We start from the raw sequence: 25,471 nt of genomic DNA, 5'->3' as shown, positions 1-25,471 counted from the left end.
GGCCGATACGCCATTCCCATATAGACCCCGCCGGCTTTCAATTCTTCCAGCATCTGGTCGACCCGCTTGCGCTTGGCGACGGCCCGCACGCTGCGGTCGATCCAATGGCAGATAGTCGTTGCGTTGATACGGCGGGCGCTTTTTGAACGCCTCCGCCAGACCGGCAGCGCCGAGTTCGCGACGAATCCCCGCCGGCGTGGTCGCGCGGTCGTTTCAGCATCATGCCTTCCTCTCGCACGGAACTGCGACCTGGCCCTGCGGGCGCTCCGCTTCCGCTACCAGCCATATGCGTTCCGTCGTCTTGAATGAAGCGGATGCGCCCACGGCGCCCGGCCGGGGCGCCGGACCGCGGACACTCGACTGGGGCTATGCGCCGTGATCCACAAATCGCTCCGCCAGACGACAACGCCGGCCAGGGCCGCCAGGAACTTAAGGTGGCCGGCGATGCCGTTCGACGAGCCAGATGGTGTGCGTGGCGGGCACAAGAATTTCGTCAGGAATGACCGTGTATGGAAGACGGGTCCAACGCCCGGAGAGGACGACATGCGTAATCTGAATACTGTGCTGAGCAAGCTGAACGACCGCCTGCTGCGGCTGGAAGGCGAGCTGTTCGTGCTGCGATCGATCGCGCGCGCCGCCCTGACCTCCGGCGACGAGTCCGCCATCCGCACCCGCAAACTGCTCGAAGGCGCCAAGCTCGCGCTGGCAGACGAAGCCGAACGGCCGCTGGACGCCGCGACCGGGAAATACGTCGCGGCCGCGATCGCCATGGTCGAAGAGCTGCTCGAGAATCCTCGCGAGGCAGCCCCGTTGTTCAGGGTGATCGACGGCGGCAAGCGCGACGATTAGCCCGCGTTCAGCAATTACGGACCGGGCCTAGCGCGCGCTCTGCACGACCTTGTCATACGCTTCGATCGTAACTTTCGCCCTGACCGCAACATCGGCGGCCGTCATGCCCGGCTTGTAGAGGCTGCTGCCGAGACCGAAGGCGCGAATGCCCGCCTTCACGTATTCCGCGAAATTCTGATCCGAGACGCCGCCGACCGCGGCGAGCATCACATCCGGCGGCAGTACGGCGCGGATCGCCGAGATACCGGAAGCGCCGAGCACGCTTGCCGGAAAGAACTTCAGGCTCGAGGCACCCGCGCGTGCGGCGAGCAGCGCTTCCGTCGGCGAGAACACACCAGGCATCGTGATCATCGCGTGGTGCCGGGCGCGCGCCAGCACGTCGACATCGACGTTCGGCGACACCATGAGGCGTCCGCCGGCATCATGGAGACGATCGACGTCTCCCGCGGTCAGCACCGTGCCGGCGCCGATCAGGACATCAGCGGGCGCCCGCTTCGCCGCGATCTCGATCGAACGGAACGGCTCGGGGGAGTTCAGCGGAATCTCGATCGCGGTCATTTCAGCCTCGAGCAGCGCGCTGACGATGCCCAGGGCCTCGTCCGGCTTGACGCCGCGCAGGATCGCGACCAGCGGACGCTTCATCGGAGGAAACGGAATGCTCATACGTTGATCCCTCAATTGGTCCAGATCGCCGCCGCGGCGCCGGCGAGGCCACGGCGAACCGCCTCCTCCGCATCCATCACGTTGAGCGGAATCGAAAGGCTTTCGAGCGCGATCCGATAGAGCCGCTGCAGCCGGCCCGATGCAATCAGCGTAACCGGCGTTGCTCGCTCCCGCTCCGCAAGGCCGGCCGCCAGCTCAGCACCGATCAACGTGCCCGAGATCGCCTCACGCGCGGCCTGCCCGCTGCCGCCGAACAGCAACTGCCGGGATCGCACCCGAAACAGCAAATTGGCCGATAGCGCCGGCGTTGCGAACGCCTCGACGACGGCCGAGCGGAACGCATCGGCATCAGCGGCCTCTTCCGCACCGGCGACGGCATGCGACAGAATGGTGTCGCGCGCAACCACGCTGAACAACTCGCCGGTCATGAAGGTCGCAAAGCGCTCGACAGTTCCATTGTGCAGGCGCACCCATTTGGAATGGGTTCCCGGCATGCAAACGAGGGCCTCACCCGGCGCATCCAGACCGAGCGCGCCGAGCAACTGGGTTTCCTCGCCACGCATCACATCAGGGGCCGCAGCATCGCGCTGTGCAATCCCGGGCAGGATGCGGATATCGCGCGGCTGCCCGCTGACCACGACGGCGCCTTTGAGGATATCGGAGAGATGCGCCGGTGTGTCGACATAGCCGGCCTCGACCCAGCCCTGCCGCGCGCCGGCCATGCCGCAGATCACGACCGGCAGATTGGCCGCCGCGCCCAGCGCGTCGAGATGCGATTGCAGCACCGGCGCGAAGCCGGTCCTGGCGGCCGCCGTCATGCCCTCGTCGCTGCGCCGTTCGCCGAACACCTCGCCGTCAGCGCTCATCAGCCAGAGCCGGAAGCTGCTGGTGCCCCAATCGACCGCGACATAGGCAGGCCCGCTCATCGCGCTCTGTTCCACGCTTTTTGGTTTCCGGCTCGGCGATGGCGCCGCTGACTAGACGCGATAACGGCGTTCATCACGCTGCGCAAGGCGCGCCAATATCGCGACGCTACGCGATCACGCGAACGCGCGCGCATGCGACCGCCGGGCCCTGTTCGCGTCGGCGATCGCGCGGATCGGTTACCGCGCGCCCTTCAGCGTACAGGAGGTCGTGCAGGTCGTGACGCTGCCATGGTCACACTTGATGCAGGCGTTGACGCACTGATCCATGACCTTGGGATTGTACTGACTATAAAGATTGGCCGCGCAGCTGTTGGTCGATCCCGTGATCTCCGGGTCGGACCAGCAACCGGACAGTAAAAATGCTGCGGCACTCAAAATGGCGACCTTGCGCATAAGGCCTCCTGCCACGCTCTATCCAAATATCATTGCAAGTAACCTTGATAGGTTAGGTTAAATTTCGGTTTCAATTGCGACCTGATCCGGAAGCAGTATTGCTTATCCACCGGACATTTCCCCAAGGTCCGGGCCCACACCGGCAAGGCCGTCAGGCGACCCCGCCTGGCGGCTTTGTTGCCCAGCAATGCACAAGGATACCAACAAGATGGCCCGAAAGCCGCGGTGGTCGTTCAAGGAGGACCGACGACTGATGGAATTGGCGCGCTCCTCCAAGTCGCTTGAGGAGGTCGTGAAGGCGACCGGCCGTTCGCCGGAGCGAATCAAGAAGATGGCGATGCGCCTTGGCCTCTCCATCAAGCCGCGTGGCGCCACCAAGAAATAGTTTGAAATACCGCGGCGGCCGCAGCGCTCTCGCGTGGGCACCGATCCGCTCGAAGACGACGCGTCAGAAACAAAGATCTAGGGTTCCGGGGGACAATCGTCCTTGGCCCGCACCGGGATCGCCTTGACCTCGCCCTCGGTCTTGACCTCACGCTCAGCCTTGACCTCGCGCTCAGCCCTGGCCTCTTGTTCATCCTCGCCCGCCCGCGTGCAGGTGGTCATCACGAAAGCCACCCGGCTGCATTGCCACGCAGGTCCGAGCGCCGCGCTCGACACCGGTTCTGGCGACGCCAGCGTCAGGGATAGATACGCTACCAAAACGGCACCCGCTGCCGCTGCGGCAGCCAGTGCCGCGCCCGTTCCGGACCACAGCTTGGACATCATGGCCTTGGTTCCCGCCGATCTCTGGGAGTCGAGGCAGCCCGCCTGCCCGTGTGTGACCGCAGTCACAACCGGGACCAAACAGTTCAGCCCGAGTCTTTGGGCTCGATGTGGGAGCCATATTGCACTGCCGCAAGGCAGAGTCAGCGCGCCGGCTCGATCACATTACAGTTGGTCCGGCCCGACATCAGGCAGTCCTGCATCTTGCTCGCCGCCGTCAGGTCATGCGCAAGCCAGAGACCGACCGCGAGCATGACCACCGCGACCAGCAGTCCGATCAGCGCCCCGCGGCGGTTGCCTCCGTCTTCGGATTCGCTCATGGCCGCTTCGGTTCCCTCTCGCTATCGCCCGCATCATGACCGTTTGCACGGTTGCGTGCGATCAATTCTGCAACAGTCGCACAACGAAATGCGCGCCGGCAGCGATCGGCCCTGCAATTCCATTGCGGGCTCGCGCGACTCGCGAAAAACTGCTCACCGAGTGGAGCGCGTGTGCGGGGCGTGCCGGTGAGCGAGCAAGAAGCGAGTTACGATTATCAGCATTACAGGCAGCTGCTCTCGGAAGCTGTCGACGAGGCCAGCAGATTGCGGCTGATCAGCCTTCTGATCACCGAAAAGGCGCGCGACCGGCTGGAAGCGCAGCGCGCCTCGGACCGGAGCGCAATGACCGCCGAGACGGTCGCCAAGGTGCTCGGCAATAGCCGGCGCGAGCAGTTTCAGCGCGGCTAGGCCTGTCGGCAGGTTCGGTGACCAACCACTCACCACGCCGGCCGCCAGCCGGGCGCAAACACCGCCGTCGGCCAATTGCCGTCTGCTCATATCTCCTTTGCTCCACAGCCCCTCGTTCACCACTGGCCTTTTCGCTGCCATTCACTTATTGAACGCCGAACCGAACCCCATCCATCAACGAACAGAAAGCAGCAGGCTTCCTCTATGAGTGGCTTCAAGGAACCGGGTTTTGCCGACCGCCAGAAAGCGGCCCTGCAGGCGCGGCAAAACCTCCTCAACAAGTTTCGCACCCAGCCGGGCGCTGACGATCCGACCGTGAAGGCGCGGGCCGAGGAGCGCGCGGCTATCGCCGAACGCCGCGCCAAGGCCAGGGAAGCCCGTGAAATCGAGAAGGCCGAACGGAAGCGCCGCGAGGAAGAGGCCGCCGCAGCCGAGGCCGCCCGCATTGCGCGGGAGAAGGAAGAGGAAATCGCACGATTGGCTGCGCTCGAGGCCGAGCAGAAGGCCAAGCGCGACGCCCGCTACGCGGCGCGCAAGGAGCGAGGCAAGAAGAAGCGCTGAGGCGCAACCAGGCCCGCCACGGCGGCGGGCCTGTGAAGGATGAGCGGTGGCGGCGGTCAGTTCTTCTTCATGCCGTCGTCTTTCTTCATCATCGCGCCGCCATCCTTCTTCATGGCATCGTCCTTCTTCATCATGCCATCGTCCTTCTTCATGGCATCCTTGGACATCGTGCCTTCCTTCTTCATCGCATCGTCCTTGCCCATCTTGTCCTGAGCGAAGGCGGCGGGCGCAAGCGCGAGGCTGAACGAGAGCAGCGCGGCGGAAAGGCCGAGGCGGGTCTTGGTGGTCATGATGATGATCCCTTGTGTGGTCGAATGTGAGCGCGACGACTTGCCGCTCTCTCCTCGACGCACTTGCGCCGCCGGTTGTTACCTTCAATAACAAATTCTTGAAGCATCCCGGCGCGTACGCCCATCGCTCATCGCGCGAGGATCGGGCGGCGGCGCAGTGTGCGCCGCAGCAACGGCAAAACTTGCGATCGCCTGCCGGCCCGCACTAACAGGGCGCCTCGAACTATCAGACTAGAGAAGTTTCACGCGAAGACCGGCTAAGCTAAAGCTCCGCGCCGGTCTAACAGCCACTCAAGAAGCTCTTCAGGGGGAGAACCATGCTCACACGCCGCCACATCCTCGCTTCCGCCCTCGCCGCACCCGCCGTCCTGCGGATGGGTGTCGGGACCGCGCATGCCGCGACCACGCTGAAGATCTCGCATCAGTTCCCCGGCGGCACCATCGACAAGGGCGATTTCCGCGACAGGCTGTGCCGGATGTTCGCGGCCGAGGTCGCCAAGCGCTCGGGCGGCGACCTCACTGCCGAGGTCTATCCGAACTCCTCGCTGATCAAGACCAACGCGCAGTTCTCGGCGATGCGCAAGGGCGCGCTCGATCTCAGCCTCTATCCGATGCCCTATGCCGGCGGCGAATTGCCGGAAACCAATATCGGCCTGATGCCGGGCCTGGTGACGACCTACGACCAGGGCCTGCGCTGGAAGAAGGAGCCCGTCGGCAAAGCGCTGAGCGACTTCCTCGCCGACAAGGGCATTCTGCTGATCTCCTGGGTCTGGCAGGCCGGCGGCGTCGCGAGCCGCTCCAAGGCGATCGTGGCGCCCGAAGACGCCAAGGGCCTCAAGGTGCGCGGCGGCTCGCGCGAGATGGACATGGTGCTGCAGACCGCCGGCGCCGCCGTGCTGTCGGTGCCCTCAAACGAGATCTACGCCGCGATGCAGACCGGCGCCTGCGATGCCGGCATCACCTCCTCCACCAGCCTGATCTCGTTCCGCCTCGAGGAAGTTGCGAAGTCGCTGACCTCGGGCGCCGGCGCCTCCTACTGGTTCATGCTGGAGCCGTTGATGATGTCGAAGGCGATCTTCGACAAGCTGCCGAAGAGCCAGCAGGACATCATCCTCGCCGTCGGCGCCGACCTCGAGGCGTTCGGCCGCAAGGGGGCGCAGGACGACGATATTGAAGTCACCAAGGTCTACGAAAAGGCGGGCGCCAAGGTCAGCGCGCTCGACGCCGCCATTGTCGGCAAGTGGCGCGACATCGCGCGCGACACCGCCTGGAAGGACTACGGCGCCAAGACGGCGACATCAGCCAACCTGCTGAAGCTCGCAAGCGACGTCGCCGCATGATGCATGGTCCGGTCGCGGATCAAGCCGAAGCCCCAAGCCTCGCCACCGGCAATACACCCGTGGCGCTGCTCGGGCGGGCGCTGTCCGTCTGCAACAACATCATCGTGGTGTTCGCCGCGCTCGCCTTGATCGCGGCCTGCGCGATCCTGAGCTACAGCGTGCTCGGCCGCGCTTTGTTCCACAGTCCGAACTACTGGCAGGACGAGGCCGCCGTGTTCCTGCTGGTCGGCGCTACCTTCATGACCTCGGCCTATGTGCAGAGTCAGCGCGGCCATGTCAGCATCGAGGCGTTTGTCGGCCTGCTCTCGGCCCGCGCCAACGGCATCAGGCTGTGGCTGGTCGATGTCGCAAGCTTCGCGTTTTGCACCTTCTTCGCCTGGAAGTCCTGGACCCTGGCGCATGAAGCCTATGTGGACGGCCAGGTGTCCAACTCGATGTGGTCGCCGCCGCTCGCCATCCCCTATGGGCTGATGGCGCTCGGCATGACCCTGCTCTGCGTGCAGCTCCTACTGCAAATCCTCATTCCGCTGACCGGTGGCGCGCGCCGATGACCGTGTTTGGTATTGGCGTCTCCTACGGGCTTGCCACCCTGTTTGCGATGTTCTCCGGCATGCCGATCGCTTTCGCACTCGGTGCGGTCGCGGTCGTCTTCATGGCGATCTACATGCCCGCGGCCTCGCTCGATACGGTGACCCAGAACGTTTACGAGGAGATGGCCTCGATCACGCTGCTGTCGATCCCGCTGTTCATCCTGAAGGGCGCTGCGATCGGCAAATCGCGCGCCGGCCAGGATCTCTACTCGGCGCTGCATGCCTGGCTGCACCGCGTGCCCGGCGGCCTCGGCGTCGCCAACGTGTTCGCCTGCGCCCTGTTCGCGGCGATGGCCGGCTCCTCGCCCGCCACCTGCTCGGCGATCGGCTCGGCCGGCATCCCCGAGATGCGCAAGCGCGGCTATTCCGGCGGCTTTGCCGCGGGGATCATCGCCGCCGGCGGCACGCTCGGCATCCTGCTGCCGCCCTCGATCACGATGATCCTGTTCGCCGTCGCGGCCGAGAAATCGCTGGGGCGGCTGTTTCTTGCCGGCATCGGTCCCGGACTGCTGCTGGTGTCGTTGTTCGGCTGCTACGCCGTGTTCCGCTTCCGCAAGGAATACGCGACGGCCCGCGCCGTCTACGACGCGACCGGCAAGGACGCGGCGATCCTGCAGCGCGACGAATTCACCATGGCCGAACGCTTCAGCGCGCTGCCGCGCGTGATCCCGTTCGTGCTGCTGCTGACCGGCGTGATGATCGCACTCTATGGCGGCTATGCCACGCCGTCGGAAACCGCCGGCCTCGGCGGCCTCTTGGCGCTCGGCCTGATCGCCGTGATCTACAGCGTGTGGAAACCCAGCGACCTGTCGCCGATCCTGAAATCGACCATCCGCGAGTCGACCATGCTGATGCTGATCATCGGCATGTCGCTGCTCTATTCCTATGTGATGAGCTATTTGCACATCTCGCAGTCGGCGGCGGAGGCGATCGTCGCGATGCACCTGCCGCGCTGGGAGCTGTTGTTTGCGATCCTCGTGATGGTGATCGTGCTCGGCTTCTTCCTGCCGCCGGTCTCGATCATCCTGATGACCGCGCCGATCATCCTGCCGCCGCTCCGCGCCGCCGAGTTCGACATCATCTGGTTCGGAGTCGTCATGACCATCGTGATGGAGATGGGCCTGATCCACCCGCCGGTCGGCCTCAACATCTTCGTCATCCGCAACGTCGCGCCCGACATCCCGCTGAGCGAGGTGATCTGGGGCACGCTGCCGTTCGTGCTGCTGATGATGTTCGCCGTGCTGATGCTGTGCTTCTTCCCGGAGATCTCGACCTGGCTGCCCAATCTGGTGATGGGGCCGGACGGCGGACGCTAATTTTACCGAATCAGAAGGTTTGGAGCGGCCGTCGCAGAGGGCGCTACCAAAATATCGAAAACAACCCCATGTAAAGCAGCCGGCAGCTGCCGGCGTTCGACCGGGCAACTTGACAAGTCGGGCAACTCAGGGGTATTCTTCTAATATTCCGAAATTGCCTGCGGTTGAGCCTATCAAGAACAGGCGATTCAGGCCGCCTCCCGCTCGCGTTCTGCAAGCGCCTTCTCGATCCGGCGGACCATGACCGTTGTCGGGCGTCCCTCGGGCTGCAGCCGGCGGAGCTCATTCCAGAGCCTGATGATCTCGCGGTCTCGTTCGGCATCCATGGCGGCGGTCTCCGGGAGCACCCGAATATGAACGAAACAAGAACATAGATCAAGATCGCAACAAGACCGCAAGGTGCCGTCGCTCGCGCCGGAACCGGTGCGCCATAGCGCGATTGCCTCTTCCATGAAAATGGCAAAGGCAATTCGCAAGCAGGCGCAGACCGCTGAACGGGTCGCGTCGGCGACGGCCGACGCCGTCGTCGCCAACCAGATGCGCTCCCTTGCCCGCGCCTTCAGGAGCCAAGCGGAGATCCTGAAGAAGAAAGAGAAGAAAAAGAAGAAGGCTCAGGGATAGCCGTCGCCAGGTGTATCGACCTCGATGACGTCGATCCGCGACACCGATTTGCCCTTCCGCAGCTCTTCGTGGGACGTCTCCGCGCTCAGGCAGAACAGCGTGCTGCGGTCCGCGCCGCCGAGCGCACAGGCGAGCGCGCGGCGGCCGGTCACCGTGACGCGTTGGCGCTCCACACCATTGCGATCGATCCGGACAAAGGCATCTTCCGTGAACGACGCGACCCAGACTGCGCCGCCATCGAGGCAGATGCCGTCCGGATCGTTGACGCGACCGAACCGCCCGCGAAGGCTCAGGCCGCCGTCCGGCGCGATGTCGTAGCCGGCAAGGCATGCGCCATCCATTTCCGCGACGACGAGCCGTCGGTGATCCGAAGACACGGCGATGCCGTTCGGAAAACGCAATCCGTCGGCGACGACGCGGGCGCTGCCGTCGGACATTACCAGGATGATGCGGCCGACGGCGCCGCGGCCCTCCGGCGGCGGCAGATTGAAGCCGAGATCGCCGACGTAAGCACGGCCCTGCCCGTCGACGATCATGTCGTCGATCGTACCGGTCGCGATCCCGGAGAGATCGGCATACAGCGACAGCGCGCCGCCGGAAAATCGCAGCAGCCGCTTCCTGAACATCGTCAGCACAACGATGTCTCCATCGGGCAGCACGCCGAGACCGCACGGCGTGTCGCCGGTCACCGCGGCATGCTCCTGCAATTCGCCCGACGGGCTGATGCTGAGCAGCGTCCGCGCCATGCAGTCGACGAACCAGAGCCGCCCGCGATGCCAGCGCGGGCCCTCGAAATAGCGCCCACCATCCAGGATGGTTCTGAGCCGAGCCGTCATGACGCACCGGCCTGAAAGAACAGATCTGACATGAGAAGCGCCCCGCCCCACGTCTGATGAGAATATATCCCCGCTGGGACCGGTCAAACCGGAGTCTTGGGCCCTTCAAAAACGCCCTCAAAACCCCGGTTCCCGCGGGTTCCGCTCGTCTTATTCCATATTTCGCCGTGTTTTCCCTGTTGAGTTGCAGCTGCATTAACGCTCGAGAATCGAGGGTGGTGGTAATCTGCGGCGGATGTGCCGCGTACGACGCGTTCCGTTTGTGCCTGATCGTTTCAGGGGGGCCAGGGAATGAACCGTTGCCTACGTCCGGTGGCGTGCCTCGCCACGGTGGCCGTGCTCGCGCTGCTTCCGCTTGAGGCAGGCGCCAAACCACATCATCAGCACCAGGCCAAGAGCGGCCACGGGGACAAGAAGGCGCACGGCGCCAAGGCGACACGCGAGAGCGCCGCCGGCAAGCGGCGCCATGCCAGGCATGGCGCCGACAAACGCAAATCAGCGAAGGCCAAATCGGCGCCGTCCAAGTCCACCGAGGCCTCGAAGGCGCCCGAGCCGGAGAAACCCGCCGGGCCGCAATTGTCGGGCGATCTCGCCACGATCAGGGACGCGATCCTCGCCGCGCGCCGCGGCAAGACCAGCGACGCGACCGATATCCAAGCAAAGATCACCGACCCGGTCGGGCGGAAGCTCGTCGAGTGGTATCTGCTGCGTCACCCCGAGTCGAATGCGCCGTTCAGCCGCTATGCGGCATTCATCGCAGCCAACCCGGACTGGCCAAGCGTCACGCTGTTGCGCAAGCGGGCTGAAGCGCGGATATGGCAGGAGCGCAGCGATCCGGCCACGGTGCACGGCTTCACGCTCGATCAGCCGATCAGCGCCAAGGGCAAATTCGCGCTCGCCCGCACGCTGCTCGCCGAAGGCGATCGCGACGGCGCCACGCGGCTGGTGCGCGAGGCCTGGCGCTCGGAAGACCTGTCCGACCGCACCGAGAGCGACGCCTACGACGCATTCAAGGACCTGCTCACGCGCGACGATCATCGCGCGCGCATGGACAAGCGGATCGGCGCCAAGGATCTCGCCGGCGCGCGGCGCGCGGCACAGCACCTCGGCAGCGACGAGCTGGCCATCGTGAAGGCTTGCGGCGCGGTCCGCGGGCAATCCAGCAAGGCCGAGGACACACTCAACGACGTGCCGGCGGACGCCCGTAGCGACCTCGGCTACACCCTCTGCCGCATCCAGTGGCTGCTCGCGAAGAACCGGATCGACGATGCGGCGCGCGTGACGATTGCCGCGGCGCCCGAGACGATGGCGCAGCAGGACACCGACCAGTGGTGGCGCGAGCGCCGCATCCTCGCCCGCAAGCTGCTCGACCAGGGTGAGTACCAGGCCGCCTATGAGGTCATCCGCGGCGCGGCGCCGCCGGACAATCCGTACTACCGCTCCGACATGCACTTCATGCGCGGCTGGATCGCGCTGCGCTATCTCAATGATGCCAACACCGCCGCGGGGCATTTCGCCCATATCGACGAGGGCCAGACCAACCCGACCGTGCTGGCACGCGCCGCCTACTGGCGCGGCCGTGCCGCCGAGGCGCTCGGCAACACCGCAGCGATGCGGGCCGACTACCAGGCCGCGGCGCGCTACCCGACCGCCTATTACGGTCAGCTCGCGCTGGCCAGGCTCGGCCGTGACGGCGTCGAGCTGCGCGCGCCCTCGCCGGCGGCCAGCGCCGGCAGCATGGCGGCCGACGAGCGCGTACGTGCCGCCGACATGCTCTATGCGATCGGCGAGCCCGACATCGTGCTCTATTTCGCTGCCGACCTCGCCGAGGAAAGCGCCGACGTCGGCATGCTCGAGGCGCTCGGCGAGCTCACGGGCCGCCGCAACGATGCCCGCACCATGCTGCAGATCGGCAAGATCGCGCTGGCGCGCGGCTTTGCCTTCGACCATTACGCTTTCCCGGTCATCGGCATTCCCAAGCACACCCCGATCGCCCCCGATATCGGGCGCAGCATGACCTACTCGATCGCGCGCACCGAAAGCGCGTTCGACCAGCGCGACAAGTCGGCGGCCAACGCCGTCGGGCTGATGCAGGTGACGCCCGAAGCGGGCCGCGACACCGCCAAGCGCTTCGGCGTCAGCTATGACTGGAGCCGGATGGTTTCCGATCCGGTCTACAACACCCAGATGGGGGCCGCCGAATTGAGCGCGCTGCTGGCGGAATATCGCGGCTGCCACATCATGACCTTTGCCGGCTACAACGCCGGCCGCGGCCGCGTCCGCGACTGGATCAAGGCCTATGGCGACCCGCGTGACCCCAAGGTCGATCCGGTCGATTGGGTGGAGCGGATTCCGATCTCGGAGACGCGCAACTACGTCCAGCGCGTGATGGAGAATTTCGCGGTCTATCAGGCGCGGTTCGAGGACGCCGGCACGGCGTTGGCGGCAAAGAGCGGCGAGCGCGTCGTGACGCAGGAGAGCAACGCGGCGCCGGGTGAGGCAATGCCGCCGCAATAATGCAGCGTCGTCCCGGCGAAGGCCGGGGCGCATAACCACCATTGTAAGTTGTTCGCAAATCGTTGAGCCGATTGCCCCTTACGTCGGCCGCGGCGTATGGATCTCGGCCTCTGTGCGCAATTGCGCACTAGCTAGGCCGGGACGACGCGGAGGGCCCCCTCAATCCACCTTCACATTGGCTTCCTTGATCATCGGCCACCACCGGGCGATAGCCATCCTCGACGCCCAAATCGCCCAATCGACAAGCAAGAGAACGTACGACACGGCGAGGACAAATATGAACCAAAAGCCGAATCCGTCTAACCCTGACGTATGATCTCATAGGTGCCGCTTGTCGTGAAGCATTCGTATGGTGTGTTTCCCGCGGTTGAGAGCAATCCGGCGGCCCCCGCGACGGTAATCAGTCCCATAATCAAGTTCGATACGACAAGAGTGTTGCTGCGGGCGAGAAGAACCGGCATTGCAATGACGATCATTGCAAGGACGAGCGTTCTGACGGATTGTCCCTCGCCAAACATCATTCCCTGGCTCGCGCAAAGGTCGTTGTAGGCCTTTGCGGCGACGGGCTGAAGTTTATGAATAATAAGAATCGAGAGACCGTAGGCAATCAGATTGGCCACCCGGACAGCGCTTCGCAAGTAGTTGCGCAACATCTGCCAAGCCATCCAACGGCACCCTTGTAACCTCAATCCACCTTCACATTGGCGGCCTTGATCATCGGCCACCATTTTGCAATCTCCGCCTTCTGCCAGGCGCCGAGTGCGTCCGGCTTGAGCTGGTCCTTTGGCGGCATCTGCAAGCCGAGATTTTCAAGCTGCTTCTTCACGGCAGGATCGTTCATCGCCTGGATCGCCGCGACGTTGAGCCTGTCCACGATCTCCTTCGGCGTGCCCTTCGGCACCCAGAGCCCGGACCACAGCGTCATGTGGAAGCCCGGCAGGCCGGCCTCGTCGACGGTCGGGACCTCAGGCGCGTTCGCGACCCGCTTGGAATCGGTGACCGCATAGGCGCGGATGTTGCCGGCGCGGACCTGGTTGATCGAGTTCGACGTCTGGTCGACGATGATATCGATCTGACCGGCGACGAGGTCGTTCAGCGCCGGCCCGGTGCCGCGATAGGGCACGTATTGCAGCTTGATGCCGGAGACGTTCTCGAAATAGAGCCCGGCGATATGGCTGCCGCTGCCGGCGCCGGCGGTGCCCGCGGTCGGCGGCGCCGGCCGCGACTTCAGCCACTCCAAAAGTTCCTTCAGCGACTTCGCCGGCACGGCGTTCTTGCTGACGATGATCATCGGATTGCTCGGGAGCAGCACCACCGGCTCGAGATCATCGACGAGGTCGTAGCCGAGCTTGTAGATCGCGCCGTTCGCAACATGGGTGCCGAGATGGCCGAACGAGACAGTGTAGCCGTCCGGCGCCGCGCGCACCGCACGGCCGACACCGAGCGAGCCGCCAGCTCCGGTCACGTTCTCGATCAGAACCACCTGGCCGAGCGACTGCTTCATGCGCTCGGCGAGGATGCGCGCCATCGCATCCGACGGACCGCCGGCGGCGAACGGCACGACGATGGTGATCGGGTGCGCGGGCCAGCTTTCCGCCGAAACGCTCCCGGTAAACGCCAACATCGCCAGCACGGCCAGAACCAGCTTCCGCATCACGCGCTCCCCTCAATCTTCGTTGTCGTATCATTTTCGAAGGGCCACCTTTCGACAAGATGGCCCTTCGGACGAGGCGTCAGAACTGCGAGAAGTCGATCGGCTTGTGCCTGTCGAGCGCGCGGGTCACCGGCGGCAGCGGGTATTTCAGGCCGCTGGCGCAATTGAACAGCATCACGCGGTCGGCCTTGGTGACGCGGCCGTCGGCAAGGCTCTGCTTGTAGGCGGCATAGGTCGCTGCCCCCTCGGGGCACAGCAGCAGTCCCTCCTCGCGCGAGACCTCGTTGAGGGCGGCGGTGATCTTGTCGTCGTCGACCGCGATCGCAAATCCCTTGCTCTCGCGCACCGCGCGCAGGATGAGAAAGTCGCCGATCGCCTGCGGCACGCGGATGCCCGAGGCGATGGTGTGAGCGTCCTCCCAGCGCGCCGCATGCTCGGTGCCGGCCTCATAGGCGCGCACCATCGGCGCACAGCCGGAGGCCTGCACCGCGACCATCCGCGGGCGCTTCGAACCGATGAAACCGATCTTCTCGAGCTCGTCGAATGCCTTCCACATGCCGATCAGGCCGGTGCCGCCACCGGTCGGATAGAAGATCACATCGGGCACGTCCCAGCCGAGCTGCTCGGCGAGCTCGAGGCCCATGGTCTTCTTGCCCTCGATCCGGTACGGCTCCTTCAGGGTCGACGTATCGAACCAGCCGACTTTTGCTTTTCCTTCGCCGACGATCTTGCCGCAGTCGTCGATATAGCCGTTGACGCGATAGACGGTGGCGCCCTGCAGCTCGATCTCGCTGACATTCACCTCCGGCGTATCCGCGGGGCAGAAGATCGTGGTCTTGATCCCACAGGAGGTCGCGTAGGCCGCGAGCGCCGCGCCGGCGTTGCCGTTGGTCGGCATCGCCATGTGCTTGATGCCGAGCGCCTTGCCCATCGAGACCGCCATGACGAGGCCGCGCGCCTTGAACGAGCCGGTCGGCAGCCGCCCCTCGTCCTTGACGATGATCTCGCCGCCGCCAAGCCTTGCGGAAAGCCTCGGCAGCCGGATCAGCGGCGTCGTGACCTCGCCGAGGCTGACGATGTCCATGCATTTGCGCACCGGCAACAGCTCGCGGTAGCGCCACAGGTCGGCGGGGCGCTCGGCCAGCGCGTCCTTCGTGAGCGCCTTCTTCACCCCGGCGAGATCGTAGCGCACCAGGAGTGGCTTGCCGGCCTTCGATAGGTTGTGCACCTGATCGGCCGCATAATGGTCGCCCTCCATCGCGCATTCGAGGTGGGTCACGAAGGTCGGGCGTTCGATGGTGAGGTTGTCGTTATCTTTCACGAGAGGCGCTCTTTCCTGTTCTTTGCGAGTTCGTTTTGCCAGACCCGTCACCCTGAGGAGCGCGAAGCGCGTCTCGAAGGGCGACGAGCCCCGCTGCTCGATCCGGGCCGTCCGTCCTTCGAGGCTCGCTGCGCGAGCGCCTCCAGCGACAACGGCAAAGCCGTTGCGCGGGGATGACGGAGCAGAGACTAGATATTCAGCACGCGCCCGTAGGCGTCGAGCACCGCTTCCTTCATCATTTCCGACAAAGTCGGATGCGGGAACACGGTGTGCATCAATTCCTCCTCCGTGGTCTCCAGATTCATCGCCACCACATAGCCCTGGATCAGCTCGGTGACCTCGGCGCCGATCATGTGCGCGCCCAGCAGCTGGCCGGTCTTCTTGTCGAACACCACCTTGACGAGGCCCTGGTCCTCTCCGAGCGCGATCGCCTTGCCGTTGCCAACGAACGGGAAGCGGCCGACGCGGATCTCGCGGCCGGCTTCCTTGGCCTTGGCTTCAGTGAGGCCGACCGAGGCGACCTGCGGGTTGCAATAGGTGCAGCCCGGGATCATCAGCTTGTCCATCGGGTGCGGATGCAGGCCCTTGATCGCCTCGATGCAGATCACGCCCTCATGCTCGGCCTTGTGCGCGAGCATCGGCGGTCCCGCGACGTCGCCGATCGCGTAGATGCCGGGCACATTGGTCTTGCCGAGGCCGTCGATCACGATGCAGCCGCGGTCGGTTTTGACGCCGAGCTTCTCCAGCCCGAGATTCTCGATGTTGCCGACCACGCCGACCGCCGAGATCACGCGCTCGAACTCCTTGGTCTGCGGCTGGCCCTTGCCGTCGTCGATGGTCGCGACCACGCTGTCGGCCTTCTTCTCCAGCTTCGTCACCTTGGTCGAGGACATGATCTTGATGCCCATCTTCTCGAACCGCTTGCGTGCCAGCCCCGCGATCTCGGCGTCCTCGACGGGCAGGATCTGCGGCAGCACCTCGACCACGGTGACGTCAGAGCCCATGGTGTGGAAGAACGAGGCGAACTCGATGCCGATCGCGCCGGAGCCGACCACCAGCAGCGACTTCGGCATCCGCTCCGGCACCATCGCCTCGAAATAGGTCCAGATCAGCTTCTTGTCGGGCTCGAGCCCGGGCAGCACGCGCGGCCGCGCGCCGGTCGCGACAATGATGTGCTTGGCCTGGTAGGTGCCCTCGCCGCTGGCGCCCTTCGGCGCCTCGACCGCCGACTTCTTCACCGTGATCTTGCCGGGCGCGTCGATCGTGGCATCGCCCCAGATCACCGCGACCTTGTTCTTCTTCATCAGGAAGCCGACGCCGTCGTTGAGACGCTTCGAGACCCCGCGCGAGCGCTGCACCACGGCCTTCGGATCGAACGAGACGTTATCGGCCGACAGCCCGTAATCCTTGGCGTGCTGCATGTAGTGATAGATCTCGGCGGAACGCAGCAGCGCTTTGGTCGGGATGCAGCCCCAGTTCAGGCAGATGCCACCAAGATAGGATTTCTCCACGATCGCGGTCTTGAAGCCGAGCTGCGCGGCGCGGATCGCGGTCACGTAGCCGCCGGGGCCGGAGCCGATGATGATGACGTCAAAGGATGTGTCGGCCATGGCGGCTCCCGTTCAACTCAATTTGTGACGCCGCGCGCGCGGCTTCTTGCGATCAACGACCTGACCAGCCATTCGAGCCCGATCGCCACGGCCATGGTGGCCAGGGCCGTCAGCACGATCGGCTGGGCGATGTTCCGCGCCAGCTGTTCGCCGGCGAAAAACGCGGAGTGCAGAAAATCGAATCCGACCGGATTGCACACCAGCGCGGCCGACAGCAGCAGCGAGATCCAGGGCCAGCGCGTGCGAGCCGTGCCGGCCATCTATCCGTACTCCTGCCATACCGCACCGAGGAACACGGTCCACGCCAGCGCCAGCACAGCGGCGCCGACCATCATGATCCTGAACTGGATCGTCGATATCAGGTCGCGGTTGACCGCGACGAGCAACGCGACGGCAACGGCGGCGAGCAGGACGTACGGACCGTAGATCGCGTACATGGCTGATGCCCGTCACACCATCATCATCACGGGGTTTTCGATCAGCTGCCTGAAGGCGCCGATCAGCTCGGCGCCGAGCGCGCCGTCGATCGCGCGGTGATCGCACGACAGCGTCACGCTCATCATGTGCGCGATCTCGATCTTGCCGCCGCGCACCACCGGACGTTCCTCCGAGGTGCCGACCGCGAGGATCGAGGCGTGCGGCGGGTTGATCACGGCGGTGAAGTGATTGATGCCGTACATGCCGAGGTTCGACACCGCGGTGGTGCCGCCCTGGTATTCCTCAGGCTTCAGCTTGCGGGCGCGGGCGCGCGCGGCAAAATCCTTCATCTCGTTGGAGATGGTCGAGAGCGTCTTGGTCTCGGCCTTGCGGATGATGGGCGTGATCAGGCCGCCCGGCATCGCCACCGCGACGCCGACGTCGGAATGCTTGTGCTTCAGCATGCCGCCCTCGGTCCAACTGACGTTGCAGTTCGGGATCTTCTGCAGCGCGACCGCCATCGCCTTGATGACGAAGTCGTTGACCGAGATCTTGTAGAGCGGCCTCTTCTCCTTGTCCTTCGGCGCAGCCGCGTTGATCTCCTCGCGCGCGGCGAGCAGCTTGCCGATGTCGCAGTCGATCGTGAGGTAGAAGTGCGGGACGTTCTGCACCGAGGCGGTGAGACGCTGCGCGATGGTGCGGCGCATGCCGTCATGTGGCACGACCTCATAGGAGCCCGGCTCGAACAGCGCCAGGATCTGCTTGTCGGACATCGACGGTGCGATGCTGGGACCTGTGGCGGCCGGCGCAGCCGCCGGCGCCTTCAGGCCCTTGCCGGACTTGGCGTCGTCGACGTCGCGCGCGATGACGCGGCCGTGCGGGCCGGTGCCGGTGATGCGGCCGAGATCGATGCCGGCTTCCTTCGCAAGACGCCGCGCCAACGGCGAGGAGAACACGCGAGCGTGGCCATTGGCTTGCGCGGCCGGCGCAGCAGCCTGCGGCGCGGCTGCAGGCGCTGCTGCCGGCTGTGGTGCAGGCGCAGCCGCTGCGGAAGCCGCGGCCGGGGCGGCGGGCTTCGGGGCCTCGGCGGGCTTGGCGGCCGGTGCAGCGCCCGCACTGGCGCTGGCCGCCGCCTTCACATCCTCGCCGTCACCCGCCATCACGGCGATGACGTCGTTGACCGGCACATCCTGGGTGCCCTCGGGCACCAGGATCTTGGCGATCGTGCCTTCGTCGACCGCCTCGACTTCCATCGTCGCCTTGTCGGTCTCGATCTCCGCGATCACGTCGCCGGACTTGACCTTGTCGCCCTCTTTCTTGAGCCACTTGGCGAGGTTGCCCTTTTCCATCGTCGGCGACAGCGCGGGCATGAGAATATTGATCGGCATTGTCAGTGACCTTGTTGCGACCGCGGTTTGGTTTGGCCCATGTCGGTCGGCCGGGCGATTTCGGCTTCGAACATCTCGACGATGCGCGCGAGCGCCTCGTCTTCGGTGTATTCGCTCTCGCGCGAATAGGCGCGCGCAGCGTGGCGGGCGATGTCGACGAGCATCAGCCCCCACATGTCCGGCTCCTCGAAGGCGCGCTGGAACGCGATCGACAGGCCGCCGTCGACGACGAAGGCGCGTAGCACCTCGACGGCGTCGTCGCGGCCCATCACGTCAGGCGGCAGCGGCTGCTCCTTGGGACCGGCCATCGGCGTTACCGGTAGGACACGGCCTTGGCGGCCGCGACCACCTCGGCCACGGACGGCAGAGCGAGCTTTTCGAGGTTGGCGGCATAGGGCATCGGCACGTCCTTGCCCGAGACGCGCGCGACCGGCGCATCGAGATAGTCGAAGGCATGCTCCATGATGCGGGCGGCGACCTCGGAGCCGACGCCGCTCTGCTGCCAGCCCTCCTCCACCGTGACCGCACGGCCGGTCTTCTTCACCGAATTGATGATGGTCTCGGTGTCCATCGGACGGATGGTGCGAAGATCGACCACCTCGGCCTCGATGCCTTCCTTGGCGAGTTCATCGGCGGCCTTCAGCGCATAGGACATGCCCATCGCCCAGGAGACGATGGTGACGTCCTTGCCGACGCGGGCAATGCGCGCCTTGCCGATCGGCACCACGAAATCCGGCAGCTTCGGCACCTCGCCGGTGTGGCCGTACAGCATTTCGTTCTCGAGGAAGACCACCGGATTGGGATCGCGGATCGCGGCCTTGAGCAGACCCTTGTAGTCGGCGGCCGAGTACGGCGCGATCACCTTGAGACCCGGGATCTGCGAGTACCAGGCGGCGTAGTCCTGGCTGTGCTGGGCGGCGACGCGCGCCGCGGCGCCGTTCGGGCCGCGGAACACGATCGAGCAGCCCATCTGGCCGCCGGACATATACAGCGTCTTGGCGGCGGAGTTGATGATCTGGTCGATCGCCTGCATCGCGAAATTCCAGGTCATGAACTCGACGATCGGCTTCAGCCCGGCCATCGCGGCGCCGACGCCGACGCCGGCAAAGCCGTGCTCGGTGATCGGCGTGTCGATCACGCGCCGGGCGCCGAACTCCTGCAACAGACCCTGCGTCACCTTGTAGGCGCCCTGATACTCGGCGACCTCCTCGCCCATGATGAAGACATCGCCGTCGCGCCGCATCTCCTCGGCCATCGCATCGCGCAGCGCCTCGCGAATGGTCTGGGTGACCATCTCGGTGCCTGCGGGAATTTCCGGATCGGGCAGCGCCTCACTGACGGGCGCTGCGGGCGCCTTCGCCGCGGGCTGCGGCGCTTCCGCCTTGGCTTCCGCAGCCGGCGCGGCCTCGGCGGGCTTCGGCGCGGGAGCGGCAGGCGCCTTGGCCAGATCGGCGGCGCTTTCGCCGTCGGCCAGAATGGTGGCGATCGGCGTGTTCACCGCGACGTCGGCGGTGCCTTCCGGAATCAGGATCTTGCCGAGCGTGCCCTCGTCCGTCGCCTCGACCTCCATCGTCGCCTTGTCGGTCTCGATCTCGGCGATGACGTCACCGGACTTGATGGTCTCGCCTTCCTTTTTCAGCCATTTGGCGAGGTTGCCCTTCTCCATGGTGGGCGACAGCGCAGGCATCAGCACTTGAATGGGCATATCAGCTCCCGAAATCGGTCTTGAAATTCTTCTGCGCGGGTGGGGTCAGCGGTAGATGTCGGTGTAGAGCTCGGACGGATCGGGCTCAGGATCGTGCTGCGCGAAGTCGGCGGCTGCGTTGACGATCTCGCGCACCTCGGCGTCGATCGCCTTCAAGTCCTGCTCGCTCGCGCCTGCCGCCAGCAAGCGGTTGCGCACCTGCTCGATCGGGTCCTGGTCGTGGCGGACCTTCTCGACCTCCTCGCGGGTGCGGTACTTCGCCGGATCGGACATCGAATGGCCGCGGTAACGGTAGGTCTGCATCTCGAGAATGATCGGACCGTTGCCGCCGCGGCACCATGCCGTGGCCTCATCGGCGGCGGCCTTCACGGCGCGCACGTCCATGCCGTCGACCTGCTTGCCGGGAATGTTGAAGGAGACGCCGCGCTTGGAGAAGTCCTGCTGCGCCGAGGCGCGCGACACCGCGGTGCCCATCGCATAGCGATTGTTCTCGATGACGTAGATCACCGGCAGCTTCCACAGCTCCGCCATGTTGAAGCTTTCGTAGACCTGGCCCTGGTTGGCCGCGCCGTCTCCGAAATAGGTCACGCTGACGTTATCGTTGCCGCGATAGCGGTTGGCGAATGCAAGGCCGGTGCCGAGCGAAACCTGCGCGCCCACGATTCCGTGACCGCCGTAGAAATGCTTCTCCTTGCTGAACATGTGCATGGAGCCGCCCTTGCCGCGGGAATAGCCGCCGCGGCGTCCGGTCAATTCCGCCATCACGCCCTTGGCTTCCATGTCGCAAGCCAGCATGTGGCCGTGGTCGCGGTAGCCGGTTATGACCTCGTCGCCCGGCTTCAGCGCCATCTGCATGCCGACCACGACGGCTTCCTGGCCGATATAGAGATGGCAGAAGCCGCCGATCGCACCCATGCCGTAGAGCTGACCTGCCTTCTCCTCGAAGCGCCGGATCAGGAGCATGTCCCGCAGAGCCTTCAGCTCCTGCTCCCTGGAGAATTCGGGCGGAGAGCCAGCCTTCTCCTGCCCTGATTCCTTTGCGACGGTTTTCTTGGGTGTGGCCATGGCAATTCCGGGTGAGAGAAGTCGAAGAACCCTCTCTAACCCAACTCAAATCGCCTTGGAAGGATTGCATTCGCCGGATGGAATTTTGCTATGCCGCACTGCAACGCGGCGCGACATTTTTGTGATGTTGATTGATCAATTTTGAAATTTGAAGAACGGCCGCGCGTTATTTTCGGACAAGCGCTGCCCAAAACCACTGCCGGTGTCAGTTCGACTTGTTGATCCGAACCAGATCGCGTGGGTTGGCGTAATCGAGCTGGAAGCGCGCACGCTCGTCCAGCATGTCGGGATCGACCCGGTCCGACCGCAGCAGCGACACCCGCTGCTCACCCTCGGCCCGTTCCTTCTTCAGCCGCGCCAGCTCCGAGGTCAGCGCGATGATTTCCTGGTCGAGCTCCTGCCGCGCGTTGAGGCCATATTTGCCGGTGTAGGCGTTGACGCCGAAATAGCCGACCATCAGCGCCGCCAGCGTGTAGAGGGCAAGCCCGGTCAGAATCGATTTGAGGCGTGTGCGGGAAACCATGGCCGCGAAGATGCGGCCATGCGGTTAACGGAGTGCTAAACCAGAGCGTTTTCGAGCGAAGCCTGTCCCGGACTTGATCCCGGATGGATAGCGGTTCGCGTGAAAAACCCGTCAAAACAAGAAGTCTGGAGCCCATTCCGATTCAATCGGAACGAGCCACTGGATCAGCGGTTCTGCTTTTCGATAAAGGCCGCGAAGGCGTCGAGGTACTGCTGCAACACGCCCTTGAGCGACTCCTTGGTCAGCTCGCCCTGCTCGTCGAAGGCATCGCCGACGCCGTTTAGATAGGCTTCCGGCTGACCGAGGATCGGGCCGGAAATGCCCGGCAGGATGTTCTGCAGATGCTTCACCGCGCTGACACCGCCGAGCGGTCCGGGCGAGTTGCCGATGATGCCGACCGGCTTGCCGATGAACGAGCTCTTGCCGTAAGGCCGCGAGGCGACGTCGATCGCGTTCTTCAGGACTCCCGGGATCGAGCGGTTGTATTCGGGCGTCACGAACAGCACGCCGTTCGACTTCTGCAGCTTCTCGCGAAAGGTCAGCCAGTCCGCCGGCGGCGCCGCCTCGAGGTCCTGGTTGAAGAACGAAATGCCCCCGAGGGTCGTCACATCGAGCTTCAGCGAGGCTGGCGCGAGCTTGGCCAGCGCATTGGCGATCTTGAGCGAGAAGCTCTGCTTGCGGATACTGCCGACGACGGTGACGATGTTATAGGCCATTGCAAAATTCCCCTCGGGTTACGCGTAAGACCGGTGCACTTCACCTACCGGCACGCCAAGAACGATGCAAGTGCATGGATCGTCCAATTCCGGAAACGTAGCGTTCGCGAAATTGCGTGAACATCGGGGCGTCACCCAACCAGGAGGTCCCGAAGCGCCGGCCCGGACCATGCGTAGCAAATTGTCGACATCTTCGTCCGAGCATACTGCCACGGATTCCCACATCACCCGCCGACGTCGAGAGGCCAAACAATGCCAGAGCGCAAGATCCGGGTCGCGATCCTGTTCGGTGGCCGTTCCGCCGAGCACGACGTTTCGCGGGCATCAGCGGCCAACGTGCTTCGCTCACTCGACCCGGATCGCTATGATGCGACGGCGATCGGCATCACGCGCGATGGCCGCTGGGTGGTCACCGATGCGGGAAACGGCGCCGGCACGGGGAGCGGCGCGCTGACCATTCCAGACCAGGGACCGCAACTCGCTTTGCTGCCGGGCGGACAGGGCCGCGTCGTGGTGCTTCGGGGACCGGCGGCGGGACCAGCGGAATTGCCGGCGTTCGACGTCGTCTTCCCGGTCCTGCATGGACCGAACGGCGAGGATGGCACGGTGCAGGGCGCGCTGGAATTGTCGGATGTCGCCTATGTCGGCTCGCGCGTGATGGGTTCGGCGGCCGGCATGGACAAGGACATCGCCAAGCGCCTGATGCGCGAAGCGGGCTTGCCGATCGTCCCCTTTGTCGCGATGTCGAGAGCCGCTCCCATCAGCTATGACGACGCGGTCAGCGCGCTGGGGTCGCAGGAGGTCTTCGTCAAGCCCGCCAACATGGGATCATCGGTCGGCGTGTCGAGGGCGCGCACCGCGGAGGAGTTCGAGGCCGGCTGCAGATTGGCGTTCCGCTTCGACACCAAGATCCTGGTCGAGCGCGGTGTCGCGCCGATCCGCGAGGTCGAATGCTCCGTGCTCGAGGACGCCGAGGGCCGCGTCCGCGCCTCCCAGCTCGGCGAGATCGTTCCGTCCGACAAGCACGGCTTTTATTCCTACGACGCGAAGTATCTCGATGCGGACGGCGCGCTGCTGCAGGTGCCGGCCAATGTGCCGGCTGGCGTTGCCGAAACCATCAGGGAGCTCGCCATCAAGACGTTCGGCGTGCTCGGCTGCGAGGGCATGGCGCGGATCGACTTCTTCCTGCACGGCGAGCAGGCCTTCGTGAACGAGGCAAACACCCTGCCCGGTTTCACCAATATCAGCATGTATCCGCGGCTGTGGGAGGCCAGCGGCCTGCCGCAATCCGAGCTGATGGATGTCCTGATCGGCCACGCCCTGGAGCGTCACAAACGCTCCAGGAAGCTGGCATTCGAGCGCGACTAGCAGTCTGCTGAAAAACCTTGAAATGGAGAGCTTTCTTGTTGTTGCGGCCGTTGTTGGGTCGGCGCGGTGGAGTTGGTTATAGTTTTCCAGGCTGGTGTTGGGTGTACCCTGACGCGGGGTGGCTAGGCGGCAAGCAGTTTGGGAATGCGGATCAGGTTATAGGCGATCAGATTGAGCAGGAAATCGGCGGCGACGCGGCCGATGCCACGATGTTTGGTCTTGCGCATGGTGCCGTGCTGCTTGCCCCATCCGAAGATGCACTCGACCATCGCCCGGCGTGATTGCGACATGCCATATCCCGGATGCCGCGTGGTTCGTTCGTCGATGGCGCTGTTGCGGGTCTTGCCGGTTTTGGTGACGGCCTGGTTCTGCGTCACATGCGGCGTCACGCCGATGGCGCGAAGATTGGCGACATGATCGACGGTATCGTACGCCTTGTCCTCACCGGCGGTGATACGGCGGCCTGCGGCTTTGCGTCTCGCCCTCAGCATGGTCTCCGAAGCCCGGCGTTCGGCGGTGCCATCGGCATGTGTGACCCTGCCGGCCACCGCCAGCCCATGCCGATTCTCCATGGTGACGTGGCCCATATAGCAAAGCTTGGCCTCCCGTCCGGCCGCCTTGCGATAAAGCCTGCTGTCCGGATCGCTGGTGCTCGCATGGGTGTCGTTCTTGCGCTTCTGGCCGTGGAAGTTGGCGCCGTCCTCATCGTCGCCGCTGCCGTCCTTGGGGCGAAAGCTCTTCTGTGAAGCCCAGGCTTCGATCAGCGTTCCATCCACCGAGAAGTGCTCGTCCGACAGCAGCGGTTTGACCTGCGGATGGTTCAGAAGCCTGGTCATGAACTTCGTGAACACATCGCCGTTCTGCAGCCGCTCCCGGTTCTTGGTGAAGGTGGTCGGGTCCCACACCGGATCGTCCGGCGACAGTCCCACGAACCAGCGGTACAAAAGATTGTAGTCCAGTTGCTCCATCAACTGGCGTTCCAGAACACCTGCAGCAGCAAGGCGCTCAACAATTGCTCTGGAGGGATCGAAGGGCGTCCCTCGCTGGCGTAGAGCCTCCCAAGGCTGCGGTTCAAATCACTCAAAACGTCCCGGACAAGTTCCCGAACCTGCCGCAGCGGATGGTTCGCTGGCACACGCTTATCCGGCGCAATGTACGAAAACAGGCCGCCCTGATCCGTAAACCTGCCGCGCATCATCATCTCCACCGAATCGAGATGATAAAGTGAATCATCAAGCCCCCTCCGTGGCGAGGAGTTCTTCAGCAGACTGCTAGAGCGTTTTCGAGCGAAGTGGGGGCCGGTTCGCGT

Annotated in this window: 30 protein-coding genes and 1 pseudogene; 10 read left to right on the top strand and 21 right to left on the bottom strand. The window is 64.7% G+C overall.

Annotation, left to right across the window (positions count from 1 at the left end; translation table 11 throughout):
* The first annotated feature begins 444 nt into the window (after positions 1-444).
* A complete protein-coding gene (locus ACVW1C_RS39750; protein WP_456762869.1) occupies positions 445-849 on the top strand; it encodes a hypothetical protein in 405 nt (134 codons plus the stop codon).
* A gap of 27 nt (positions 850-876) precedes the next feature.
* On the opposite strand, the gene ACVW1C_RS39745 is transcribed toward ACVW1C_RS39750, so the two are convergent.
* The 3 genes from ACVW1C_RS39745 to ACVW1C_RS39735 form a co-directional block, all read right to left on the bottom strand.
* Positions 877-1,512, bottom strand: coding sequence for a 2-dehydro-3-deoxy-6-phosphogalactonate aldolase (locus ACVW1C_RS39745; RefSeq protein WP_456762868.1), 636 nt, complete (start codon positions 1,510-1,512; stop codon positions 877-879).
* A gap of 11 nt (positions 1,513-1,523) precedes the next feature.
* Positions 1,524-2,438: a 2-dehydro-3-deoxygalactonokinase gene (locus ACVW1C_RS39740; RefSeq protein WP_456762867.1), complete on the bottom strand. Its 915-nt coding sequence runs from the start codon at positions 2,436-2,438 to the stop codon at positions 1,524-1,526.
* Between the two features lie 177 nt (positions 2,439-2,615).
* The gene (locus ACVW1C_RS39735) at positions 2,616-2,831 is read right to left on the bottom strand and encodes a hypothetical protein (protein ID WP_456762866.1); all 216 of its coding nucleotides are present in this window, start codon (positions 2,829-2,831) and stop codon (positions 2,616-2,618) included.
* Between the two features lie 208 nt (positions 2,832-3,039).
* Between ACVW1C_RS39735 and ACVW1C_RS39730 the strand changes: the two genes are divergently transcribed.
* On the top strand, positions 3,040-3,216 hold the full coding sequence (locus ACVW1C_RS39730) for a hypothetical protein (RefSeq protein WP_171947593.1): 177 nt from the start codon (positions 3,040-3,042) through the stop codon (positions 3,214-3,216).
* A 77-nt stretch (positions 3,217-3,293) separates the two neighbouring features.
* Here the strand turns inward: ACVW1C_RS39730 and ACVW1C_RS39725 are convergent, their stop codons facing one another.
* Both ACVW1C_RS39725 and ACVW1C_RS39720 read right to left on the bottom strand, forming a co-directional pair.
* Complete coding sequence (locus ACVW1C_RS39725; protein ID WP_456762865.1) at positions 3,294-3,599, bottom strand: hypothetical protein; 306 nt, start codon at positions 3,597-3,599, stop codon at positions 3,294-3,296.
* 140 nt (positions 3,600-3,739) lie between these two features.
* Complete coding sequence (locus tag ACVW1C_RS39720; protein WP_171947595.1) at positions 3,740-3,916, bottom strand: hypothetical protein; 177 nt, start codon at positions 3,914-3,916, stop codon at positions 3,740-3,742.
* A 186-nt stretch (positions 3,917-4,102) separates the two neighbouring features.
* Here ACVW1C_RS39720 and ACVW1C_RS39715 point away from each other — a divergent pair, with 186 nt between their 5' ends.
* A complete protein-coding gene (locus ACVW1C_RS39715) occupies positions 4,103-4,324 on the top strand; it encodes a hypothetical protein (RefSeq protein WP_456762864.1) in 222 nt (73 codons plus the stop codon).
* Between the two features lie 204 nt (positions 4,325-4,528).
* Entirely contained in the window at positions 4,529-4,885 is a 357-nt protein-coding gene (locus tag ACVW1C_RS39710) for a DUF6481 family protein (protein ID WP_456762863.1), read from the top strand.
* Between the two features lie 56 nt (positions 4,886-4,941).
* Here ACVW1C_RS39710 and ACVW1C_RS39705 read toward each other — a convergent pair whose 3' ends face one another.
* The gene (locus tag ACVW1C_RS39705) at positions 4,942-5,175 is read right to left on the bottom strand and encodes a pentapeptide MXKDX repeat protein (RefSeq protein ID WP_092114537.1); all 234 of its coding nucleotides are present in this window, start codon (positions 5,173-5,175) and stop codon (positions 4,942-4,944) included.
* A 317-nt stretch (positions 5,176-5,492) separates the two neighbouring features.
* Here ACVW1C_RS39705 and dctP point away from each other — a divergent pair, with 317 nt between their 5' ends.
* From dctP to ACVW1C_RS39690, 3 genes are read left to right on the top strand one after another with little or no spacing between them, the layout of a single operon-like run.
* Positions 5,493-6,515: a TRAP transporter substrate-binding protein DctP gene (gene dctP, locus ACVW1C_RS39700; protein ID WP_456762862.1), complete on the top strand. Its 1,023-nt coding sequence runs from the start codon at positions 5,493-5,495 to the stop codon at positions 6,513-6,515.
* Positions 6,512-7,066, top strand: coding sequence for a TRAP transporter small permease (locus ACVW1C_RS39695; RefSeq protein ID WP_456762861.1), 555 nt, complete (start codon positions 6,512-6,514; stop codon positions 7,064-7,066). Before dctP ends, ACVW1C_RS39695 begins: the two co-directional genes overlap by 4 nt.
* Positions 7,063-8,421 (top strand): TRAP transporter large permease, encoded by a 1,359-nt coding sequence (locus tag ACVW1C_RS39690; RefSeq protein WP_456762860.1) that lies wholly within the window; start codon positions 7,063-7,065, stop codon positions 8,419-8,421. The genes ACVW1C_RS39695 and ACVW1C_RS39690 overlap by 4 nt, the downstream gene beginning before the upstream one ends.
* Positions 8,422-8,609: 188 nt before the next feature.
* Here the strand turns inward: ACVW1C_RS39690 and ACVW1C_RS39685 are convergent, their stop codons facing one another.
* Entirely contained in the window at positions 8,610-8,747 is a 138-nt protein-coding gene (locus tag ACVW1C_RS39685) for a hypothetical protein (RefSeq protein ID WP_456762859.1), read from the bottom strand.
* A 73-nt stretch (positions 8,748-8,820) separates the two neighbouring features.
* On the opposite strand from ACVW1C_RS39685, the gene ACVW1C_RS39680 reads away from it, so the two are divergent.
* Positions 8,821-9,042, top strand: a complete 222-nt coding sequence (locus ACVW1C_RS39680) for a hypothetical protein (RefSeq protein ID WP_456762858.1) — start codon at positions 8,821-8,823, stop codon at positions 9,040-9,042.
* Here the strand turns inward: ACVW1C_RS39680 and ACVW1C_RS39675 are convergent.
* Positions 9,033-9,878, bottom strand: coding sequence for an SMP-30/gluconolactonase/LRE family protein (locus ACVW1C_RS39675; protein ID WP_456762857.1), 846 nt, complete (start codon positions 9,876-9,878; stop codon positions 9,033-9,035). The genes ACVW1C_RS39680 and ACVW1C_RS39675 overlap by 10 nt on opposite strands.
* 291 nt (positions 9,879-10,169) lie before the next feature.
* Here ACVW1C_RS39675 and ACVW1C_RS39670 point away from each other — a divergent pair, with 291 nt between their 5' ends.
* Entirely contained in the window at positions 10,170-12,395 is a 2,226-nt protein-coding gene (locus ACVW1C_RS39670) for a lytic transglycosylase domain-containing protein (RefSeq protein WP_456762856.1), read from the top strand.
* Positions 12,396-12,694: 299 nt separating this feature from the next.
* Here the strand turns inward: ACVW1C_RS39670 and ACVW1C_RS39665 are convergent, their stop codons facing one another.
* The 12 genes from ACVW1C_RS39665 to ACVW1C_RS39610 form a co-directional block, all read right to left on the bottom strand.
* Positions 12,695-13,060, bottom strand: a complete 366-nt coding sequence (locus ACVW1C_RS39665; protein ID WP_456762855.1) for a hypothetical protein — start codon at positions 13,058-13,060, stop codon at positions 12,695-12,697.
* Between the two features lie 20 nt (positions 13,061-13,080).
* Positions 13,081-14,049 (bottom strand): tripartite tricarboxylate transporter substrate binding protein BugD, encoded by a 969-nt coding sequence (locus ACVW1C_RS39660; protein ID WP_456762854.1) that lies wholly within the window; start codon positions 14,047-14,049, stop codon positions 13,081-13,083.
* Between the two features lie 79 nt (positions 14,050-14,128).
* The gene (locus ACVW1C_RS39655) at positions 14,129-15,370 is read right to left on the bottom strand and encodes a threonine synthase (protein WP_456762853.1); all 1,242 of its coding nucleotides are present in this window, start codon (positions 15,368-15,370) and stop codon (positions 14,129-14,131) included.
* Between the two features lie 188 nt (positions 15,371-15,558).
* A complete protein-coding gene (gene lpdA, locus ACVW1C_RS39650; RefSeq protein ID WP_456762852.1) occupies positions 15,559-16,980 on the bottom strand; it encodes a dihydrolipoyl dehydrogenase in 1,422 nt (473 codons plus the stop codon).
* 17 nt (positions 16,981-16,997) lie between these two features.
* Positions 16,998-17,240: a hypothetical protein gene (locus ACVW1C_RS39645; protein WP_456762851.1), complete on the bottom strand. Its 243-nt coding sequence runs from the start codon at positions 17,238-17,240 to the stop codon at positions 16,998-17,000.
* Positions 17,241-17,417 carry a hypothetical protein gene (locus ACVW1C_RS39640; protein WP_456762850.1) on the bottom strand — a complete coding sequence of 59 codons (177 nt, stop codon included), beginning with the start codon at positions 17,415-17,417 and terminating at the stop codon, positions 17,241-17,243.
* A 12-nt stretch (positions 17,418-17,429) separates the two neighbouring features.
* On the bottom strand, positions 17,430-18,785 hold the full coding sequence (locus ACVW1C_RS39635) for a pyruvate dehydrogenase complex dihydrolipoamide acetyltransferase (RefSeq protein ID WP_456762849.1): 1,356 nt from the start codon (positions 18,783-18,785) through the stop codon (positions 17,430-17,432).
* 2 nt (positions 18,786-18,787) lie between these two features.
* On the bottom strand, positions 18,788-19,093 hold the full coding sequence (locus ACVW1C_RS39630; RefSeq protein ID WP_021079261.1) for a DUF5076 domain-containing protein: 306 nt from the start codon (positions 19,091-19,093) through the stop codon (positions 18,788-18,790).
* Between the two features lie 5 nt (positions 19,094-19,098).
* Complete coding sequence (locus tag ACVW1C_RS39625; RefSeq protein ID WP_456762848.1) at positions 19,099-20,490, bottom strand: pyruvate dehydrogenase complex E1 component subunit beta; 1,392 nt, start codon at positions 20,488-20,490, stop codon at positions 19,099-19,101.
* 45 nt (positions 20,491-20,535) lie between these two features.
* The gene (gene pdhA / locus ACVW1C_RS39620; protein ID WP_456762847.1) at positions 20,536-21,555 is read right to left on the bottom strand and encodes a pyruvate dehydrogenase (acetyl-transferring) E1 component subunit alpha; all 1,020 of its coding nucleotides are present in this window, start codon (positions 21,553-21,555) and stop codon (positions 20,536-20,538) included.
* Between the two features lie 205 nt (positions 21,556-21,760).
* The gene (locus tag ACVW1C_RS39615) at positions 21,761-22,078 is read right to left on the bottom strand and encodes an FtsB family cell division protein (protein WP_021079258.1); all 318 of its coding nucleotides are present in this window, start codon (positions 22,076-22,078) and stop codon (positions 21,761-21,763) included.
* Positions 22,079-22,242: 164 nt separating this feature from the next.
* Positions 22,243-22,794 carry an NADPH-dependent FMN reductase gene (locus ACVW1C_RS39610; protein WP_456762846.1) on the bottom strand — a complete coding sequence of 184 codons (552 nt, stop codon included), beginning with the start codon at positions 22,792-22,794 and terminating at the stop codon, positions 22,243-22,245.
* 252 nt (positions 22,795-23,046) lie between these two features.
* Between ACVW1C_RS39610 and ACVW1C_RS39605 the strand changes: the two genes are divergently transcribed.
* Positions 23,047-24,162 carry a D-alanine--D-alanine ligase family protein gene (locus ACVW1C_RS39605; RefSeq protein ID WP_456762845.1) on the top strand — a complete coding sequence of 372 codons (1,116 nt, stop codon included), beginning with the start codon at positions 23,047-23,049 and terminating at the stop codon, positions 24,160-24,162.
* A 122-nt stretch (positions 24,163-24,284) separates the two neighbouring features.
* Here ACVW1C_RS39605 and ACVW1C_RS39600 read toward each other — a convergent pair.
* Positions 24,285-25,357, bottom strand: a pseudogene (locus ACVW1C_RS39600) (IS5 family transposase).
* Positions 25,358-25,471: the final 114 nt, after the last annotated feature.

Source organism: Bradyrhizobium sp. USDA 4011 (assembly GCF_054063415.1).
This window is presented reverse-complemented; position numbering and strand designations above follow the sequence as displayed.

Excerpts from the sequence above, each read along its gene's own strand:
- ACVW1C_RS39750 (WP_456762869.1), top strand. The coding sequence starts at position 445 with ATGCCGTTCGACGAGCCAGATGGTGTGCGTGGCGGGCACAAGAATTTC.
- ACVW1C_RS39745 (WP_456762868.1), bottom strand. The coding sequence starts at position 1,512 with ATGAGCATTCCGTTTCCTCCGATGAAGCGTCCGCTGGTCGCGATCCTG.
- ACVW1C_RS39740 (WP_456762867.1), bottom strand. The coding sequence starts at position 2,438 with ATGAGCGGGCCTGCCTATGTCGCGGTCGATTGGGGCACCAGCAGCTTC.
- ACVW1C_RS39735 (WP_456762866.1), bottom strand. The coding sequence starts at position 2,831 with ATGCGCAAGGTCGCCATTTTGAGTGCCGCAGCATTTTTACTGTCCGGT.
- ACVW1C_RS39730 (WP_171947593.1), top strand. The coding sequence starts at position 3,040 with ATGGCCCGAAAGCCGCGGTGGTCGTTCAAGGAGGACCGACGACTGATG.
- ACVW1C_RS39725 (WP_456762865.1), bottom strand. The coding sequence starts at position 3,599 with ATGATGTCCAAGCTGTGGTCCGGAACGGGCGCGGCACTGGCTGCCGCA.
- ACVW1C_RS39720 (WP_171947595.1), bottom strand. The coding sequence starts at position 3,916 with ATGAGCGAATCCGAAGACGGAGGCAACCGCCGCGGGGCGCTGATCGGA.
- ACVW1C_RS39710 (WP_456762863.1), top strand. The coding sequence starts at position 4,529 with ATGAGTGGCTTCAAGGAACCGGGTTTTGCCGACCGCCAGAAAGCGGCC.
- ACVW1C_RS39705 (WP_092114537.1), bottom strand. The coding sequence starts at position 5,175 with ATGACCACCAAGACCCGCCTCGGCCTTTCCGCCGCGCTGCTCTCGTTC.
- dctP (WP_456762862.1), top strand. The coding sequence starts at position 5,493 with ATGCTCACACGCCGCCACATCCTCGCTTCCGCCCTCGCCGCACCCGCC.
- ACVW1C_RS39695 (WP_456762861.1), top strand. The coding sequence starts at position 6,512 with ATGATGCATGGTCCGGTCGCGGATCAAGCCGAAGCCCCAAGCCTCGCC.
- ACVW1C_RS39690 (WP_456762860.1), top strand. The coding sequence starts at position 7,063 with ATGACCGTGTTTGGTATTGGCGTCTCCTACGGGCTTGCCACCCTGTTT.
- ACVW1C_RS39685 (WP_456762859.1), bottom strand. The coding sequence starts at position 8,747 with ATGGATGCCGAACGAGACCGCGAGATCATCAGGCTCTGGAATGAGCTC.
- ACVW1C_RS39675 (WP_456762857.1), bottom strand. The coding sequence starts at position 9,878 with ATGACGGCTCGGCTCAGAACCATCCTGGATGGTGGGCGCTATTTCGAG.
- ACVW1C_RS39670 (WP_456762856.1), top strand. The coding sequence starts at position 10,170 with ATGAACCGTTGCCTACGTCCGGTGGCGTGCCTCGCCACGGTGGCCGTG.
- ACVW1C_RS39665 (WP_456762855.1), bottom strand. The coding sequence starts at position 13,060 with ATGGCTTGGCAGATGTTGCGCAACTACTTGCGAAGCGCTGTCCGGGTG.
- ACVW1C_RS39660 (WP_456762854.1), bottom strand. The coding sequence starts at position 14,049 with ATGCGGAAGCTGGTTCTGGCCGTGCTGGCGATGTTGGCGTTTACCGGG.
- lpdA (WP_456762852.1), bottom strand. The coding sequence starts at position 16,980 with ATGGCCGACACATCCTTTGACGTCATCATCATCGGCTCCGGCCCCGGC.
- ACVW1C_RS39645 (WP_456762851.1), bottom strand. The coding sequence starts at position 17,240 with ATGGCCGGCACGGCTCGCACGCGCTGGCCCTGGATCTCGCTGCTGCTG.
- ACVW1C_RS39640 (WP_456762850.1), bottom strand. The coding sequence starts at position 17,417 with ATGTACGCGATCTACGGTCCGTACGTCCTGCTCGCCGCCGTTGCCGTC.
- ACVW1C_RS39635 (WP_456762849.1), bottom strand. The coding sequence starts at position 18,785 with ATGCCGATCAATATTCTCATGCCCGCGCTGTCGCCGACGATGGAAAAG.
- ACVW1C_RS39630 (WP_021079261.1), bottom strand. The coding sequence starts at position 19,093 with ATGGCCGGTCCCAAGGAGCAGCCGCTGCCGCCTGACGTGATGGGCCGC.
- ACVW1C_RS39625 (WP_456762848.1), bottom strand. The coding sequence starts at position 20,490 with ATGCCCATTCAAGTGCTGATGCCTGCGCTGTCGCCCACCATGGAGAAG.
- pdhA (WP_456762847.1), bottom strand. The coding sequence starts at position 21,555 with ATGGCCACACCCAAGAAAACCGTCGCAAAGGAATCAGGGCAGGAGAAG.
- ACVW1C_RS39615 (WP_021079258.1), bottom strand. The coding sequence starts at position 22,078 with ATGGTTTCCCGCACACGCCTCAAATCGATTCTGACCGGGCTTGCCCTC.
- ACVW1C_RS39610 (WP_456762846.1), bottom strand. The coding sequence starts at position 22,794 with ATGGCCTATAACATCGTCACCGTCGTCGGCAGTATCCGCAAGCAGAGC.
- ACVW1C_RS39605 (WP_456762845.1), top strand. The coding sequence starts at position 23,047 with ATGCCAGAGCGCAAGATCCGGGTCGCGATCCTGTTCGGTGGCCGTTCC.